This window comes from Fibrobacter sp. UWT3, from assembly GCF_900230125.1.
Lineage (GTDB): Bacteria > Fibrobacterota > Fibrobacteria > Fibrobacterales > Fibrobacteraceae > Fibrobacter.
In genome coordinates, this window is sequence record NZ_OCSS01000001.1 from 1,643,397 (window position 1) to 1,660,283 (window position 16,887).

Below are 16,887 nucleotides of genomic sequence, written 5' to 3' on the forward strand. Positions count from 1 at the left end.
CATTGCGCAACCCCCAAAAGGTAAAACAATGGCAAAAATCAACTATAGCTCCGAGACAAGGGAACAGGTCATCAAGCTGGTCCTGAAAGGCGAAAAGTCAGCAAACCAAATAGCCAAGGAACTCGGAATCGGGCCCAATACAGTCGGTCGGTGGGTAAACGAGTACCGCAAGGAACACAACCTGCCGAGCTACCGCGAGGAACGGCGAATCCGCAAGGTGTCCGTCGAGGAACTCGCCGCCAAGAACAGGGAACTGGAAAAACTCCTGAAGAAGCGTGAAAAGGAGCTTGCGGACGAGAAGGAGACGGTAGAGATCCTAAAAAAATCCCTGCACATCTTTATGCGACCACACGACTGAAATGCGAGGCGATACACGTGAACCGCAAGAAATACTCAGTCAGGAAGATGTGCAGAGCCCTAGGAATACCGCAGTGTTCCTACTACCAGTGGTCGCGCCAGCAGGAAAAACGTGCCGAGAAGAAGGCCCGCGAAGAACGGCTTGTCCAGAAGGTCCGCGACACCTTCGAAGAAAACCACCGCGTGTACGGTTGCCCGAAGATGCTGGCGGCACTCCAAGACAAGGGTGTCGAGGTAAAGGTGTGGAAACTGCGCCGCATCATGCGCGAGAACGGGCTCTATCCAGTCACACTCAGGAAGTGGAAACCCTACCGCAAGGGCAAATGCGACGCCATGTACAGCGAGAACCTGGTGCAGCGTAAGTTCGATCCCGACAGCCTGAACGCCGTCTGGGCCGGCGACATCACCTACGTCAAGACTACGCTTGGCTGGGTGTACCTTGCCGTGGTGTTGGACCTGTGTAACAAGGAGGCGGTGGGCTACGCCGTAAGCAAGAACATCGACACGGAACTTGTCAAGCGCGCGTTGTCCAATGCCATCATGCAACGCGGCCATCACGACGGGCTCATCTTCCATTCCGACCGCGGCGTGCAGTACAGTAGCATGGGTTACCGCACGATGCTCTCGGAGAACGGGATAACGCCCTCGATGAGCGCACCGGGCTGCCCCTACGACAACGCCTGCATGGAAAGCTTCTTCGCAAGCTTCAAGAAGGAGATGGCCTACAGGCGTGACTTCAAGGACATCGAAGACGTGCGGGAGGCCGCTTTCAGGTATATCGAGCTGTTCTACAACCGGAAACGGCTCCATAGTTCGCTGGGATACATGACTCCGGTTGAATATAGGCTGTCAAAACAGGCTGCCTAGACCACAAGGGTATACCACTTAACAAGAAAAAAGGATATATTTAACTTAACCGGTAATGAATATGGTTGTTCATGAACCCACTATTAAAAAAACTACAAATCCAATCGGCACAGACGAAAAAGCGACCAACGACCAGGATATATATAACATAACAGAAAACGAGGTCAAGGCCCCCAAGCGCAAGAAGGTGAATTCCTACTTCGGCATCGGCATCGGCGGAATGGTGCCGCTTGCCCCCGAAATCGAAATGGCCCCAGGCCTGAACCTGTTCGGCATTTACGATACGCAGAGTATCCTCTTCGGAATTGACTGCAACCTGTGGGGTATGAGCAGCGACTCCCGCTATTCCTATGCAGATTTTGGCATTTCGGCCTACTACGCATTCGGCCGTAAGTTCATTGCCCCCTATATCGGTGGCGGACTCAGCTTCTCTGCCGTCGATTACGAGACGGAAGTGTCCTATGTCGCCGAACGCGAATATTACGACTATGATATTCAAGGATACAGGACCTCGGAAGAGACGGAATACAATACCTATGTCGATGACAAGAGCGGCATCGGAGCATTTATTGGTGGCGGCGTGATGCTCAACCGCGCAAGCAGTATCATACTCCTGGCCGAAGTCAAGTACTTTGTCAGCTTCTTCAAGCTGGCAGAACCGAAGGGCACTGTTACCTACGAGCAGTGGAAAGACTACGACTGGTACGACAACGATCTCCCCACCAAGTCCGATAAACTCTTCCAGGGCTTCATGTTCAACCTCAAGTTAGGCTACGGTTTCTAGTGAACACAAAACGCAACATAGTCCTCCTGGGCTTGCTCGCGTTCGCACTCACGCTGAGCGGGTGTTACTTTAGCCGCACGACGATTAGGACGACCGACGGCAAAGACTACAAGATTTATGGCGACGGCGAACTCATCTGCGAAAGTAGCCAGGACTGCAAGATTGGCCAGCGCGGAGCACCGCACACCATGGAACTGAAGGCGGTCAAGGGCAATACGGTCGTCGGGAGCACCACGATAAAGCGCGAGATAACCACGGCGTCTGTCATGTGGGGTTTTGTTTCGTACTTTACCACGCTGTTCGTTTACCAGGCATACCCCGACAACGTGTATATCCCTATCGACTACAGCAGCGAGATGGTGAGCCGGACGGTGCGCGAGACGGGTGGCAACGACTGGAACACTTCGCCCTACAAGTCGCAAGGCAGCGCATGGGACAGACCCGGCTACGAACCAAGCGCCGAGGAATACAACGCACCCGCCGAGGAGTATTGAGACAAGGGAGGGCTCGGCCCTCCCTTTTTTGCTAAAAAAAGGCGTTTTTGGTTGACAAGAGGGGAAATATTTTTATATTTGGCACGTAACCTAAGGAACGTAGTAAATGTTGAACAAAAAGAATCTCATTCTTATCGCAATCGGCGTTTTACTGCTTGCAATCGGATTCCTTTGCCTCGCCACCGGCCCGGCAGATAATCCGGTAAGCCTCACGGTTGCACCTCTTATCCTGGTGTTTGCCTACCTGGTCGTGATTCCCGTGGGGATCCTCTTCGGCGGCAAGAAGCAGGACAAGCAGGACTAAAATCCCGGGCGATTAGCTCAGTTGGTTCAGAGCGTCTGCCTTACAAGCAGAATGTCAGCGGTTCGAATCCGTTATCGCCCACTACCGAGAATCGGAAACGATTTGGGGTGGTAGCTCAATTTTGGTTAGAGCACCGGCCTGTCACGCCGGAGGTTGCGAGTTCAAGCCTCGTCTATCCCGCGAATAAGCCCTCTCACTTGAGAGGGCTTTTCGTTTGCAATTTTTACGCACAGTTACCAGAGGTACAGGCCGAGCGAAAGCGAGAACTGGTGAGTCATGAAACTCGCATCGATATCTATGGAAGTATCGACGTATTCTTCCAGGTCGTAATCGTAATAGCCCGAGCTCGACGATTCGGTAAAGTAGCCGAACTGCATCATGTACTTGAATCGCGCGATGATGGCGAACGATATCCCGCCAAGTCGCTTGGGCTTGGTCGCAAACAGGCGGACATCCGCATTGACGCCCAGCATCAACACCGTCGAAAGATCGGCATCCGACCACATGAAATTGTAATTGCCCACACCCGCAAAGGGTTCCGCCTTCAGCCACCTGGAATCAAAGACGGTATACCCGAGCGTAAGGCCCACAGTCTCGTCCTCGCCGCCACCCGCAACATAAACATGCGATTCGCCCACAGGCTTGTTTATAAGTCCATAACTGAGTAACCCGTTCAGGGATATACGACCAAACTGGAGACTAATTTCACCGATAAAGCTAGAACCCATCTCGGAGTGGAAATAATCCGTGGCATCGCCCGTCATGAACCCGAGCCACTTGCCCGCAAACACGCCCAGGCCGCCCGTATAGTACTTGTGCTTGAACGGGTCCCTGTAGAAATCGCGGTAGGGCTGCATAATCTTTTCGACAAACGGGATTGTCTGTTCCTTAAGGATTCTCGAGTACGTGGACTGCGGATACTTGCCAACAAAGTCACGGGCACACGTCAGGAAATGTTCCACGTTCGTGGTATCGTACAGCGTTGTAACCGTAAACGACACGCCATAAACCGAGACCGGAACCTTATTGATTATAAGCTCCGAGTAAAGCAGGGTGCGGTACAGGTCCTTGTATTCATCGGAAACGCTTTCCGAGGGCACAACGCGCGCATGGAGCGAATCTGCCTTGGTGGAATCGAACGGAGAAAGGTTCCTGTACAAGTAGCGCGACAGCGGGTCATCCTCGCTAGCCCGGCTCTGCCAATTCGGCTTGAAGGCAGAATCAAGAATAACTCGCCTCATGTCCGCATAGAGTTCAATCCCGCGTTCATACCTGCCTGTTTCCATTTCGGCAAGGTATTCCTCGAACCGGGTAAGGGGTGCACCCTCCTCCACGTTCGTCTTGAGGTAATCCAGAGCCTGCCCGGCGCGGGCCGTATCGCCAGATTCAAGCGAAGTCTTGAGCACGTCGCGCGCACGCAGGAAAAGTTCCTTCTTGGAAGGCTTCGGCGAAGAATCCTGCGCCAAGGGCACGGAAAAGCCGAGCAACAGGAACGCGGCGAAAAGAAATGTTGCAATCTTTACCATAGGAGAATCCCGAGGCCTAGGGCAAAGAAGGGCGTTACGCCGGAGCCGTTGACGAGCGTGTCATCGAATTCCATATACGTAATACCGAACTTGCCCGTCAGCGTCATGCTGAAGAATTTAGAGTTCGATGAGAACAGGTAAGTCGTGAGGAACTTGAAATCGACATTCGCGGCCAAGGTAAATCCGAAACTTTCGGCATACATCTCGTTGTAGCCCTCTTGGAAATACTCCCTTTCCCCATCAGGCTTTGCGAGATAGCCATCATTCGTCGCATTAAGGATCATTGCGGGCATTCCCAGACCGATGTAGGGGCGAACCTTCAAGAAACGGCTGTCATAAGCAACAAAGCCCAAGCCAAGCGAGTAAGAAGCCACCCCTTCCATGCCGGAAGGCAGAAGCTCGAAGGAAATCGCAAAGCGCTTGATTTGCAGGTAGAGTTCGAGGTATATTCCCGGAGGTTCCGGCTCGAACAGGTCGGAACGGTACAGTTCGTCCATCCCGAAGGCAAGACCGCCCGAAATGAAGAACACGTTGAAACCGAGCCCGCCGGTATAGAAGTTCCTCGCGATGTTTTCTTCGCGGTGTTCCTGCCTATCCTTGTCCCAGAGGGTACCGAAATCATTACGGAAATAAGGGCCGGCAACGCTATTCTCTATCCATTTCGCATCGGGATGGTCCGGATATTTTTCGAGGAACATTTGCGAGAGCCTTGCAATCCGTTCGTTTACCTTGTTATCGCGGTAGGCATCGTTCAAGAGCAGGAGAATCTTGAGTTCGAACTTATCGCTTTCGGAAAGGGAACTGGAATTGTCTATGTCTTTTTCCACCTGCGCTAGCAGCGATGTCGTAGAATCGAACTTGGAGATTTCCTTCTTGATATACAGCATCAGGCCGTCGTTTTCGGCATAACGCGCCTTTTCATTCACCAGGTCATTGTAGAAGTTCTTGTACCTCTTCACTTCGTACTGGAGCAACTGCGGCCACATCTTTTGGCGGATAAGCAAGACTATCGCCTCGACATCGACCAGCGGGACCATGTCCTCGGTTTTCTGGGCTTCCAGTTCTGCGATACCGCTTGAAACCTGCGCCGTATCGCGCTGCTTAGCGGCCTCGAGAAGCGATTCGCGCAACTGGTAGATTTTCTCCATTTCCGTGCCGGGTTCTGCAACTAGCGACTGCTCGAATGCATCTGCCGAGGACACAGAAGAAGCGGAATCTGTAGAACCGGAAGGTTCAGAGTTCCGCATCAGCGATTTTTCAAAGTCATCGAATTCACCCGAGAATGCGAAGGGAGCCGTCAAAAGCGCAACAACAAATAGAAACTTAAACTTACGCATCATCACTTCCGCTCCTTCTTTTCCTTTTCCTCGGCCGCCTTGATCTGCTCCTGCCACCTGGTAATCAGCGGAGCCTCGGCGTACAACAAGTCAACATGCAGAGTCAAGCAGTGATAAGTCGTGGTCATGTACTGCGTGTAAAGGAAGGCAGTATTCGTCTGCGCGTTCTTGACGTAGACGATGTTTGCGCCTACGCGCCTCGCCTCTTCGCGAAGGAATCCGACGGTTCCCGCATCAGAGCAGCCCACATCCGCCTCCGTCTGAACAGTCCCAAGATACTTGAATTCGGGAGGCAACAGCGGAACAATGGCCGCATTCACAAAGACAACCTGTGCAAGCGAATCAAGCGGAGTCGGGTTTTCGGGCATGCCGACAGACCTGTGCGGAGGCGCGAAACAAGCCGAAAAGAACAGTGCCGCAGTCATGAGGAGAACTAATCCAAGATACTTCATGCTATAAATCCCCCACGCAGCGCACGTTCATGTAGTTGTCCCAGTCCGGCCCCCAGTTAGTCCCGAGAATCGAATTATGGGAATACAGCGACAAGGTTAGCGAACTGTGGTAACCATTGCTGATATCGGTCCAGAAAACAGTTTCGGTACCAAAATACTCAAAATAGTTACGGCTGCTTCTCTTGTAACCTGCAGGGTATGCATTGAACCCGAGTTCATCGGTCCCCAGCGGAGCATCTTCCGATTCCTCCCAGTACGATTTCGACTTCAGCACGTACCCGTTGGAAACACCCCCGATAAACTCCACAAGCTTATCGACATCTTCTTCCGTGGGCAGGCGCATACCGGGAAGGCATACGCTAGAATAATCGTCGTTACCGTACGCGGCATCGTCCCACATGTAATAGCGTCCGCACTTGATTCCCAAATCTTCGCACTGAGGATTGGTACGGCTATACCGCGTTTCATAATCCAGGTTTTCGGCCATCCAGACCAAGTCGCCCAGGACAATCGCCTTGTACACCTTATTGTCGCGCGTGTCGAGAATCTGTACGGACTCGACATTCTTGAACTTTTCGTGAAGCGCTACGGCATCATCCGAAGTCTCGTGGACATCAGGCAACTTCTTGTCGGTACTGGATTCACCCAGTGCCACCCAATAACCCTCACTACAGGCATAGTCCTTGTTCCGATAGTTATCGACATGCACCACCATACCTTCGTGCTTGCTATCGCAGTCCGGAAGGTCTCCTAGTTCATCGGCATTGTACGAGGGGGATTGGCCGGAGTAATCCTTATCGGGGGCGTAACCCACGTCTGCCGAGCAAGCCAGCAAAAAGGACAACGCCACAGGGAACAGTAAGTATGTGTTTTTCTTCTTCATCACGGATAAATATACATCTTTATGAATTTATCCGCAAGGAAAAAAAGAAAAACTCTACCACATCATAGCACCAAGGCTTATCGAGAACACGTGGTTTATGTAGGAGTCATCCACCTTGAAATAGTTATCGGTCCAGTAATCATCGGTAAATTTTCCAAATGTCGCAATGTACTTGAAGCGTAGCACCAGCGCATACGAAACGTCATACAACCCCCGGGGCCTTGTGGAAAACAGGCGAATATCGGCATTCGCCCCCATGACATACGTAGCGGAACTTATATCGTCCCAGCCGTTATCGAAGTAATCCTGGCCAAAGCCAATAAAGGGCTGTAACTTAACGAACCGTGAATCGAACACGGTAAAGCCGACCGTAAGCCCGAGGAAGGGATCCTCAACTTCTTCGTCATGGCTCTCCTCGGTAAAGTAACCTGGCTGCTCGTAGAGGTATGTAAATCTATGGATCAGGCCCCAACCGTAGAAGAAACCCAATGAAATACGACCAAACTGCATTTCCAGGTCAAGCAAGAACGACGAACCCATCCTCACATCGAGATAATCGTTCACGTCGCCCGTCGTAGTACCCATCCACTTGCCCAGGAATGCAGAGACGTCGCCCCTATAGTACTTGTGCTTGAAAGGATTCTTATAAAAATCGCGGAAGGGTTTCATGACATCTTCTACATAGGGAATCAGCTGATTCTTGAAAATGTTTGCGTATGTCGTATTGGGGTTCTTTTCCACATAGTCTTTCGCATACGTGAGGAAAGACTGCACATTTGTCGTATCGTAAATAGCAAGCCTTGACCCGCCATAATAGCGGTTCCCCGCGCGGTTGAAAACAAGTTCAGAATAAAGTAATGCTCGGTACAGTCCCTTAGATTCATCGCTTATTTCCGGGGAATCCTGGATACGGGCATAGAGCGAATCGGCCTTCGCGGAATCGAACGGGGATAGGTTCCTGTACAGGTAATGCGACAGCGGGTCTTCGGCGGCAGCGCGCGGATCCCAGTTGGGGCTGTACGTGGAATCGAGAACGGTCCGCCGCATATCGGCATACTGGTCAAGGCCCCGCTGGGTGCGCCCCGCCTCCATATTCGCGAGGTATTCCTCAAAACGCGTAAGTGGCGCCCCCTGCGACACGTTTGCGACCAGGTAATCCAGGGCCTCGCGCGCACGCGCCGTATCGCCCGATTCCAGGGAAGTCTTGAGCACATCGCGCGCCCGCATGAAAAGTTCCCTCTTGGAAACCTTTTCTGGGGCATCCGCCGATTCGGCCGCCCACAGGCAGGCAGACGCTACCAGAAGAAAGAAAAACAGCCATTTGAGTTTGTTCTGAATCATCTGGAAAAAATATAAAAAAAGAACCCGTTTCCGGGCCCTTTTACCTACTTCTAGGAAGGATTTCAAAGGGAACCTCATGGTTCCCTTTGCATCTCAACTAGCAGCCGAGTTTTGCGGACAGGTAAGCCTCGAGTTCGTCGATCTTCACCAGTTCCTGCTTCATGGAATCGCGTTCGCGGACCGTCACGAAGCCGAGCTTTGCCGGATCGGATTCACCCTCGCCCACCGAGTCGAAGTCGACTGTCACACAGAACGGCGTGCCGAGTTCGTCCTGACGGCGGTAGCGCTTACCGATGGACTGCGTTTCATCGTATTCCACATTCCAGCGGTTGAGGAGCTTCTGGTAGAGTTCTTCGGCCTTGGCCTTCACCTGGCCCTTCTTCACGAGCGGGAGCACGGCGACCTTCACCGGAGCAATCTTCGGGTCGAAATGGAGCACAGTACGTTCGTCGTTTTCGAGCTTTTCGACTTCGTAAGCGTCGCAGAGGAGCACGAGGAGCAGGCGTTCCACACCGAGGGACGGTTCCACCACGTACGGGATGTAGCGCTTGTTCTGCACCGGGTCGATGTATTCCTGCTTGACCTTGGATTCGTTCTGGTGCTGCGTCAAGTCGTAGTTCGTACGGCTTGCAATGCCCCAGAGTTCGCCCCAGCCGAACGGGAATTCGTATTCAACGTCGGTGGTGCCGTTGGAGTAGTGAGAAAGTTCTTCCTTGGCATGTTCGCGGAGGCGGAGCTTTTCCTTGTTCACGCCGAGGTCGTTCACGAGCCAGTCGAAGCAGTACTTGCGCCAGAAGTTGTACCAGTCAAGTTCGGTACCCGGTTCGCAGAAGAATTCCAGTTCCATCTGTTCGAATTCGCGGGTACGGAAGATGAAGTTACCCGGAGTGATTTCGTTACGGAAGGACTTACCAATCTGGCCCACACCGAACGGGATGCGCGGGCGGACGTTATCGACAATGTTCTTGAAGTCAACGAAGATACCCTGGGCCGTTTCCGGACGGAGGTAAACCTTGTTGCCTTCGCCTTCGATCACGCCGATTTCGGTCTGGAACATCAGGTTGAAAGCGCGGGGCTTGGTCCAATCGGTCTTGCCGCAGGTCGGGCATTCGATCTTGTTGTCCATCATCATCTGGTGGACTTCGTCAAAGTTCTTGCCGGCGCAGCAGCCTTCGCCGAGTTTGTCTTCCAAAAGTTGGTCGGCACGGAAACGTTCGTGGCAAGCGAGGCAATCCACCAGCGGGTCAGAGAAGTTGCCCACGTGGCCAGAGGCCTTCCAAACGCGGGGGTTCAAAAGAATAGAGCTGTCGAGACCGAGCACATCCTGGCGGCTGGTCACAAACTTCTTCCACCAGAGGTTCTTGATGTTGCGCTTCAGTTCCACGCCATACGGACCGTAGTCCCAAGTGTTGGCGAGGCCGTCGTAAATTTCGGAGCCGGGGAAAATGAAACCGCGGCGCTTGCAGAGGGAGATGATGTCCTTGAGGGCATCCTGAACTTTCTTTGCCATTTTAGAGTCCTTTTGATTTTTATGCGCCAAATATAGAAATTTAGCCCTTAAATAACAAAAGGACACCCATTTGCAGATATAAAATTCACGCGGGAGGGGCCCATGCGGCGTTCCCATCCTGGCGCAAGCGCCAACCTTACGGCTCAGCCATAGCCATACAAGTATGGCTGCGGCTCTCGCCTTGACAGGTGGTGGCCGACGCCTTTCTGGTATTAGAAGTTTATTTTATTTATTAAAACGTTTATTACAAACAAAAAAAGAACTTACAGGTATAAACGTTCTATTGATTGCGGCTTACGAGGGTCTCGTAGGCGCGGAATATGGCGGAATGCGAGAGCGTGCCCACCAGGTTCCCTTGCCTATCCTTCACGCAGAGTTCGTCAATCTCTATCCGGGTAAAAACCTTCAGGGCCGCGTGCAGGTCCATCGTTTCGGCAAGCATCGGGGCGCGCACGGTGCAGTCCGAGACAAGCAGGTGCTGCGCCAGTTCCGGCGACGAGAGGAAGGTGGATTTCACCGCCTGCATGTCGAGCAGGCCCGCATATTCCCCGCGGTCATAAACCGGATAGATACAGTTGAGGTCGATAAACTTGAGCGCATCGCTCAGCGGGCTACCCGCATCGAGACGCTTGATTTCGCGGGGTTCCATCACCTCGCCCACGCTCGTTACCTGCAGCACGTCCACATCCATGTCGCAGCGGTGCGCGGGGCTTGCAAACTTGTTCAAAACCTGGCTCTTGTAGATTGTCCACGGGCGCGAGAATGCGATATGCATGACGGCTGCAATCATGAGCCCGGGCAACAAACTGTAACTGCCCGTCATCTCGCAGACCATCACGACGCCCGCGATGGGCGCCTTCGCCGCACCCGCAAAGAACGCGGCCATGCCGACCAGGATAAACATCTCGGGCATGCGAACCGCCCCAGGGAACAACATCTCGCATATTCCCGCAAACATCGCCCCGAGCACGCCCCCGATGAAGAGCGAAGGCCCGAACACGCCGCCCGAACCGCCCGAGCCTACCGTAAACGCGGTCGCGACAATCTTTGCGACGACTATGGCCAGCAGGAACAATATGCCAAAAAGCCCGTGCGGTACAAGGCCGCGCATGATTTCGCCGATGAACCCGAAGCCGCCACCCGCGACCTGCGGGAATACGAGAATGATGGCGCCCACGAACGCGCCACCCACCGCGGGCTTGATCCAGTCGGGAATCTTCCAGCGGGCAAACCGCGTTTCACTCAGGTCGTAGCAGCGCACATACAGGAACGAGAACGGGAAGCAGAGCACGCCGAGAACCGCACACGCAAGCAGTTCGATGCCGTTCGTGAACGGGATTGCGGGGACACCCGCAATCGCAGGTTCCGTACCCACGAAGGCGATATACACGGTGAACGCGACCACCGACGACACGATGCTCGTCGCGAAGGCATTCGACTCGAAATCCTCCCGATAGAGCACCTCGACCGACGTGAGTGCGCCCGCAAGAGGCGCCTTGAAGATTGCGCCGAGCCCGGCCGCCGTACCCGCGAGCATGAACTGCCCGCGCATCGCCTTGGGGAGCCTGAAGAGGCGGCTTATGCCGGAGCCGATGCCCGAGCCGATTTGCGATATGGGGCCCTCGTAGCCCGCACTCCCGCCGCTAGCAAGCGTGACTATGCTCGTGAAGAACTTGACCGGCGCCACGCGGGCACGGACTGTACCGCCCTCGCGATGGAACGAGCGTATCATGTTGTCGGTCCCCTGCCCTGCGGCCTCGGGCGTGCGCGTGAACTTGTAGATGACAAGCCCCACGATAAGCCCGCCAATCATAGGTACGAACGCGAAGCTCCACTTCGGCAAAGCACCGGCGCACTCCCACGGCAAACGGACCATGCGCGTAGCCCATCCCAGGGAAAAATGGAAAGCGACCGCCACCAGGCCCGTAACGAACCCGATTACAGATGCAAGCAAAATGCGCGGCAGGTACCCACCTACCGCGAAAAGCTTGCCTAATCGTTTACCGTAGCGAAACATTCAGGCAACAACGCCGTTGTATTACGATTCGTCGAAATCGGCGAGATCTTCTTCCGCTTCCTTGAGGTCTGCGGCGTCCGGACCTTCAAAGTCCTCGTCATCCGCCTCGTCAAGGGAGTCGCCACCCATGGAACCGAGCGTGTATTCCACCTTGCGCGCTTCCTTGGACTGGCCAAGCTTGAGGATCATCGCACATTCTTCGCAGTATCCGAGGTGCTTGTCGACCCAGAATTCCGGAGAAACAAGATTGCGGTTGCAGCGCGTGCACATCTGCGTGGCAGCCTCGCGCGTGAATGCGGCATTCTGTTCCTCGAGTTCCTTGAGGATGCGTTCCGTCAGTTCTTCCTGAGTCTCTTCAGCAAGGGAAATCTTGCGGCGGATAGCCATGGTGGGCTTCTTTTCAGCCTTGCTCACATCCGAAGTCACCTTCTTCTGGTTCGCGTGATCAGATTCGTCCTTCGCTTCCGTGAAGAGGAGCGTCTTCGAAAGCTTCTTGCCGCCCTGGAGCAAAAGAGCAAATGCAACAACCTTCTTGCCCGGTGCAGGCGCAGGTGCGGGAGCCGGAGCGGGAGTATCGTCAACCACAGCTACCGACGGTTCAACCGGCAGAGGTTCAGGCTTCACCCCGTCCTTGTCCTTTCCACCCTTGCCCGGCTTCACAGGCTTTGTTACCGGAGCGTCATTGACAACAGGTTCAGGCTTCGCCCCGCCCTTCTTGCCACCCTTCGGCGGTTCAGGCTTCTTGTTATTATTCTTGCCGGAACCAACCTTTTTCTGGTCGTTATCGACCTTTACGTTAGACTTCGTGACCTTAGAATTCTTTGTCGTCTGAATCTTCTTGTCATTGCCCTTCGTGGCAGCAGTCGTAGCAGACTTTCCCGTCTTGGTAGTCTTCACATCCTTCTTGCCAGTGGACTTGGGCTTTGTTTCGTTCTTTGCAGTGCCCTTCGCGGGCTTTGCAGCAGCGGGCTTCACCGTAGACTTTACGGCGGACTTCGCGGGCTGGACCTTGGATGCCGGAGCCTTCTTCTCGACCTTCGCGGGCTTCTTCGCAGGAGCCTTTGCAGGCTTCGCCGCAGGTTTCTTCGCAGCGGGCTTCTTCACCTCGGCAGGCTTCTTTGCCGGAGCCGCCTTCTTCGCCGGAGCGGCCTTCTTGGCAGGTGCAGCCTGCTTTTTCGCGGGCGTCTTTGCCGCGGGCTTCTTTGCCGGAGTCTTGGTTGCCTTGGACACTACTTTCTTAGAACTCATAGATTACTTCTTTTCCACGATTTTGATGTTAATAATGGGGTCGAAAGGTTCGATGCGGCAGACGACATCTTCGCCGCTAATAACCTTTCCAAAGACAGTATGCTTGCCATCCAGGTGCGGCTGGGGCATCTGCGTGATGAAGAACTGTGAACCGCCCGTGTTCGGGCCGCGGTTCGCCATGGAAATGACAGCCTTCTCGTGCTTCAGGTCGTTCGGTTCGTCGTCAATGGTATAACCCGGGCCACCCTGGCCGTTGCCTTCGGGGTCGCCACCCTGAATCATGAAACCGTTGATGACGCGGTGAAAGGTAAGGCCATCGTAAAAGCCCTTCTGTGCAAGGTCAACAAAATTCGCAACCGTATTCGGTGCGGCCTTGAAATCGAGGTCAACAACAATCACGCCCTCGTGTGTGGTAATGGTAGCCTCGATAGCGGTAATGCCCGTGTAGTCCTTGTTGAATACCTTGCCCTGGGCAAAGGCACCCGTAAAAGCAAATAACATAAGTGCAGCCGAAGCAAGCACCTTGGATGCAGAGAATCTAGGAAACATTTTCATAACGACCATGGATTTAATGGCTCATTTCTGTTTTAGTATCGTGAATATAGATAATTTTGTAAAGCACCATTTGCGCATTTTCTATATTTTACCCCCGAAAATAGAACAACTTCACGATAATTTTATCGCCTATATGCCGCAAAACGACAATATCAGAAATTTTAGCATCATCGCGCACATTGACCACGGCAAGTCTACCCTCGCCGACCGCATGATTGAACTCACGAAGACCGTCGCTAAGAACGAGATGACCAACCAGCTCCTGGACGACATGGACCTCGAACGCGAACGCGGCATCACCATCAAGGCGCACGCCATCCGCATGGTCTACGAGAAGGACGGCAAGGAATACATCCTGAACATGATCGACACACCGGGGCACGTGGACTTCACGTACGAAGTGAGCCGCTCGCTTGCCGCCTGCGAAGGTGCTATTCTCGTGGTGGATGCAAGCCAGGGCATCGAGGCGCAGACGCTTAGCAACCTCTACCTCGCCATCGAAAACGACCTCACGATTATCCCGGTTTTGAACAAGGTGGACCTGCCGGGCGCACAGCCCGACCACGTGGCAGAACTCGTAGGCGACCTGCTGGGCTACGACCCGGAGAAAATCCCGCGCATCTCGGCCAAGACGGGCCTGAACGTGGAACAGGTGCTCGACAAGATTGTAGACGAAATCCCGGCACCCAAGGGCGACAGCGGAAAGCCTCTCAAGGCACTCATCTTTGACTCGGTGTACGATTCCTACCGCGGCGTGATCAACTACATCCGCATCGTGGAAGGTTCGCTCAAGGCGGGCACGAAAATCCGCATGATGAAGACCGGCGGCGAATACATGGTGACCGAAGTCGGCACGTTCAGTATGCGCCGCGACCCGCGCGAAGAACTTTCGGAAGGCATGGTGGGCTACGTGCTCGCGAACGTGAAGACGATTAGCGACGTAAAAATCGGCGACACGCTCACCGATGCGGCTAACCCCGCAACAGAGCCGCTCCCGGGCTACAAGGACATTCTGCCGATGATCTATTCCGGCATCTACCCCATCAACCCGGAAGACTACAAGGATTTGCGCGAGGCCCTCGAGAAACTCCGCCTGAACGATTCCGCCATCAGCTGGGAACCGGAAACCTCCGAAGCATTGGGCTTTGGCTTCCGCACTGGGTTCCTCGGGCTCTTGCACATGGAAATCGTGCAGGAACGCCTCGACCGCGAATTCAACGTCGATATCATCACGACCGTGCCGAACGTGGAATACCACGTGTACATGAGCGACGGCACGATGGTGAAAATCGAGAGCCCCTCCAAGCTCCCCGACGCAAGCCGCTACGACCACATCGAGGAACCCTACGTGAAGGCGCAGATATTTACGCCCAAGGAATACGTGGGTGCGCTCATGACGCTCTGCGACGAGAAGCGCGGCGAATTCGAGACGATGGAATACATCGACGAGGCGAAGGTGATTCTCAAGTACGATTTGCCGCTCGCCGAAATCATGTTTGACTTCTATGACCGACTGAAGTCCGTGAGCCGCGGCTATGCGGGCCTCGACTATGCGCCGAGCGAATACCGCAGGAACAACCTGGTGAAGCTTGACATTCTCCTGAACGGTGACCCGGTGGACGCGTTCTCCGTGATTATCCACCGCGACAAGGCACATACCTACGCGAACGCAATATGCGTGAAGCTCAAGGACCTGATTCCGCGCCAGCAGTTCGACGTGGCTATCCAGGGTGCGATTGGCGGGAAGATTATCAGCCGTTCTACCGTGAAGGCGGTTAGGAAGGACGTGCTCGCCAAGTGCTACGGCGGCGACATTACCCGCAAGCGCAAGCTCCTCGAAAAGCAGAAGGAAGGCAAGAAGCGCATGAAGAGCATCGGCTCGGTGGAAGTACCGCAGAAGGCGTTCCTCGCCGTACTTTCGCTCAGCGACGATTCCAGCAGCAGCGGCGAATAGTTTGTTTTAAATTTGTTAATCTGTATGTCGAGCCTGAAGTTTAAAGTCAAGAGACTGCAATGGAAGAATTCGAAAGCATGCCTGGCCGTGCTTGTCGTTATCCTTGCAATTGTCTTTATCTTCGCGATGGCTTTGCGTATCCGCGTGCTGGAGCCGCTGCAGATAACAGATTCCTCGATGTACCCGAGGCACAAGGAAAAGGAAATTCTGTGGATGTGCAAGTTACCGCAGTGTACCGACAAGATTGCCTACAACGAGACCGTTTGGGCAACACTGCGCAACGGGGAAAGTATTATCCGCAAGGTGATTGGCCTGCCCGGCGACAAGATTGACTTTTCGGACCGCGGGCGGGTAAAGACACCGCACGGGAACTTCAAGTGGAAAGACGAGACGGCGTTTATCCAGAGGCGCCACCTTCACGTACCCCGCAAAGGCGACACGCTCCGTTTTGCCCAACTGAATGACATCGAAGAAGACTACATGATAAACCTGCTGATTGAATCCGGCAGGAAGTTCTATGTGAAGACGACCCTCTGGCAAGGCGACCGCGAAATCGGGATTGAACGGCTCGGTTCCACAAAACTCGGGAACCGCCAGGTTAGCCTGCAAGAAATTGACTTCCTCCCCTGGCAGGACCGCTACCTGCTCGAAGAACAGATTTTCCATACCGAGCCGGGAGACTCCCCCATCCAGATACGGCGTGAATTCTACGACGAGATTGACTCCTCAAAGATTACAGAAATCGTGGTACCAGAGGACTGCTATTTTCTCGCCTGCACCAAGGGTGCATTCTGCCTAGATAGCCGCGAGGTGGGGTACTTCACCAAGAGCCACATACGCGGGCGCTACGTGAAGGAGCCGCGAATAGTGATAAATACCGTGAGAGGTTTTGTAAGGAAGGCTCTCGCGGCGGTCATGATCAGCAAGAAGAAAGCAAAAAAAGAGGCCGCGCAGCCCGAAAGCGATGCGCAGCCCCAAAATACGGATTCTACCAAGAACTAGATGCCCTTGCGCTCCAGGTCGAGGAGGAGAGCCTGCAGGGAGTCTTCTACAGAATCACGGAAGTTTGCAGCACCGAGGCTACAGCTCGCGACGACTTCACCGTCCTTGGAAATACGAATGACGGCATAGCCATTCTCGTTAGAAAAAGTGACGACAAGACCTTTCTTCAGGGCTTTCTCGAGCAGGTCGCGCATAGGGACTCCTTTAGTTTAAATACAAAAAATGAAATATCGGGGCTAATTCGGCCCACGAACCT

General features: G+C 53.9%; 17 protein-coding genes and 2 tRNA genes. 9 read left to right on the forward strand and 10 right to left on the reverse strand.

The window, feature by feature from the left end; all coding sequences use genetic code 11:
• Positions 1-28 precede the first annotated feature (28 nt).
• The 7 genes from CRO08_RS07120 (at position 29) to CRO08_RS07150 (ending at position 2,986) form a co-directional block, all read left to right on the forward strand.
• Positions 29-358: a transposase gene (locus CRO08_RS07120; RefSeq protein ID WP_097034692.1), complete on the forward strand. Its 330-nt coding sequence runs from the start codon at positions 29-31 to the stop codon at positions 356-358.
• 17 nt (positions 359-375) lie between these two features.
• Entirely contained in the window at positions 376-1,224 is an 849-nt protein-coding gene (locus tag CRO08_RS07125) for an IS3 family transposase (protein ID WP_176495014.1), read from the forward strand.
• 55 nt (positions 1,225-1,279) lie between these two features.
• Complete coding sequence (locus CRO08_RS07130; protein WP_097035602.1) at positions 1,280-2,008, forward strand: hypothetical protein; 729 nt, start codon at positions 1,280-1,282, stop codon at positions 2,006-2,008.
• Positions 2,008-2,502, forward strand: a complete 495-nt coding sequence (locus CRO08_RS07135) for a hypothetical protein (protein WP_097035603.1) — start codon at positions 2,008-2,010, stop codon at positions 2,500-2,502. The genes CRO08_RS07130 and CRO08_RS07135 overlap by 1 nt, the downstream gene beginning before the upstream one ends.
• A gap of 106 nt (positions 2,503-2,608) precedes the next feature.
• Positions 2,609-2,806 carry a hypothetical protein gene (locus CRO08_RS07140; RefSeq protein WP_072810774.1) on the forward strand — a complete coding sequence of 66 codons (198 nt, stop codon included), beginning with the start codon at positions 2,609-2,611 and terminating at the stop codon, positions 2,804-2,806.
• A 6-nt stretch (positions 2,807-2,812) separates the two neighbouring features.
• Positions 2,813-2,887, forward strand: a tRNA-Val gene (locus tag CRO08_RS07145).
• Positions 2,888-2,910: 23 nt separating this feature from the next.
• Positions 2,911-2,986, forward strand: a tRNA-Asp gene (locus CRO08_RS07150).
• Between the two features lie 53 nt (positions 2,987-3,039).
• Here CRO08_RS07150 and CRO08_RS07155 read toward each other — a convergent pair.
• The 9 genes from CRO08_RS07155 to CRO08_RS07195 form a co-directional block, all read right to left on the reverse strand.
• Complete coding sequence (locus CRO08_RS07155; RefSeq protein ID WP_097035604.1) at positions 3,040-4,332, reverse strand: hypothetical protein; 1,293 nt, start codon at positions 4,330-4,332, stop codon at positions 3,040-3,042.
• A complete protein-coding gene (locus CRO08_RS07160; RefSeq protein WP_141398267.1) occupies positions 4,326-5,675 on the reverse strand; it encodes a hypothetical protein in 1,350 nt (449 codons plus the stop codon). Before CRO08_RS07160 ends, CRO08_RS07155 begins: the two co-directional genes overlap by 7 nt.
• Positions 5,672-6,121 carry a hypothetical protein gene (locus CRO08_RS07165; RefSeq protein ID WP_141398268.1) on the reverse strand — a complete coding sequence of 150 codons (450 nt, stop codon included), beginning with the start codon at positions 6,119-6,121 and terminating at the stop codon, positions 5,672-5,674. Before CRO08_RS07165 ends, CRO08_RS07160 begins: the two co-directional genes overlap by 4 nt.
• Before the next feature lies 1 nt (position 6,122).
• Complete coding sequence (locus CRO08_RS07170; RefSeq protein WP_097035607.1) at positions 6,123-7,004, reverse strand: FISUMP domain-containing protein; 882 nt, start codon at positions 7,002-7,004, stop codon at positions 6,123-6,125.
• Between the two features lie 54 nt (positions 7,005-7,058).
• On the reverse strand, positions 7,059-8,345 hold the full coding sequence (locus CRO08_RS07175; protein ID WP_097035608.1) for a hypothetical protein: 1,287 nt from the start codon (positions 8,343-8,345) through the stop codon (positions 7,059-7,061).
• A 97-nt stretch (positions 8,346-8,442) separates the two neighbouring features.
• A complete protein-coding gene (locus CRO08_RS07180; RefSeq protein ID WP_097035609.1) occupies positions 8,443-9,855 on the reverse strand; it encodes a glycine--tRNA ligase in 1,413 nt (470 codons plus the stop codon).
• Between the two features lie 280 nt (positions 9,856-10,135).
• Positions 10,136-11,809, reverse strand: coding sequence for a chloride channel protein (locus tag CRO08_RS07185; RefSeq protein ID WP_255252271.1), 1,674 nt, complete (start codon positions 11,807-11,809; stop codon positions 10,136-10,138).
• Between the two features lie 84 nt (positions 11,810-11,893).
• Positions 11,894-13,120 carry a hypothetical protein gene (locus CRO08_RS16965; protein ID WP_101956415.1) on the reverse strand — a complete coding sequence of 409 codons (1,227 nt, stop codon included), beginning with the start codon at positions 13,118-13,120 and terminating at the stop codon, positions 11,894-11,896.
• A gap of 3 nt (positions 13,121-13,123) precedes the next feature.
• Positions 13,124-13,669: a peptidylprolyl isomerase gene (locus tag CRO08_RS07195; RefSeq protein ID WP_083535523.1), complete on the reverse strand. Its 546-nt coding sequence runs from the start codon at positions 13,667-13,669 to the stop codon at positions 13,124-13,126.
• A gap of 139 nt (positions 13,670-13,808) precedes the next feature.
• On the opposite strand from CRO08_RS07195, the gene lepA reads away from it, so the two are divergent.
• Together lepA and CRO08_RS07205 are read left to right on the forward strand one after the other, a co-directional pair.
• Positions 13,809-15,629: a translation elongation factor 4 gene (gene lepA / locus CRO08_RS07200; protein WP_097035611.1), complete on the forward strand. Its 1,821-nt coding sequence runs from the start codon at positions 13,809-13,811 to the stop codon at positions 15,627-15,629.
• A 24-nt stretch (positions 15,630-15,653) separates the two neighbouring features.
• On the forward strand, positions 15,654-16,631 hold the full coding sequence (locus CRO08_RS07205; protein ID WP_097035612.1) for a S26 family signal peptidase: 978 nt from the start codon (positions 15,654-15,656) through the stop codon (positions 16,629-16,631).
• Here CRO08_RS07205 and CRO08_RS07210 read toward each other — a convergent pair.
• Complete coding sequence (locus tag CRO08_RS07210) at positions 16,628-16,825, reverse strand: hypothetical protein (RefSeq protein ID WP_072810801.1); 198 nt, start codon at positions 16,823-16,825, stop codon at positions 16,628-16,630. The two genes, CRO08_RS07205 and CRO08_RS07210, sit on opposite strands and share 4 nt — an antisense overlap.
• Positions 16,826-16,887: the final 62 nt, after the last annotated feature.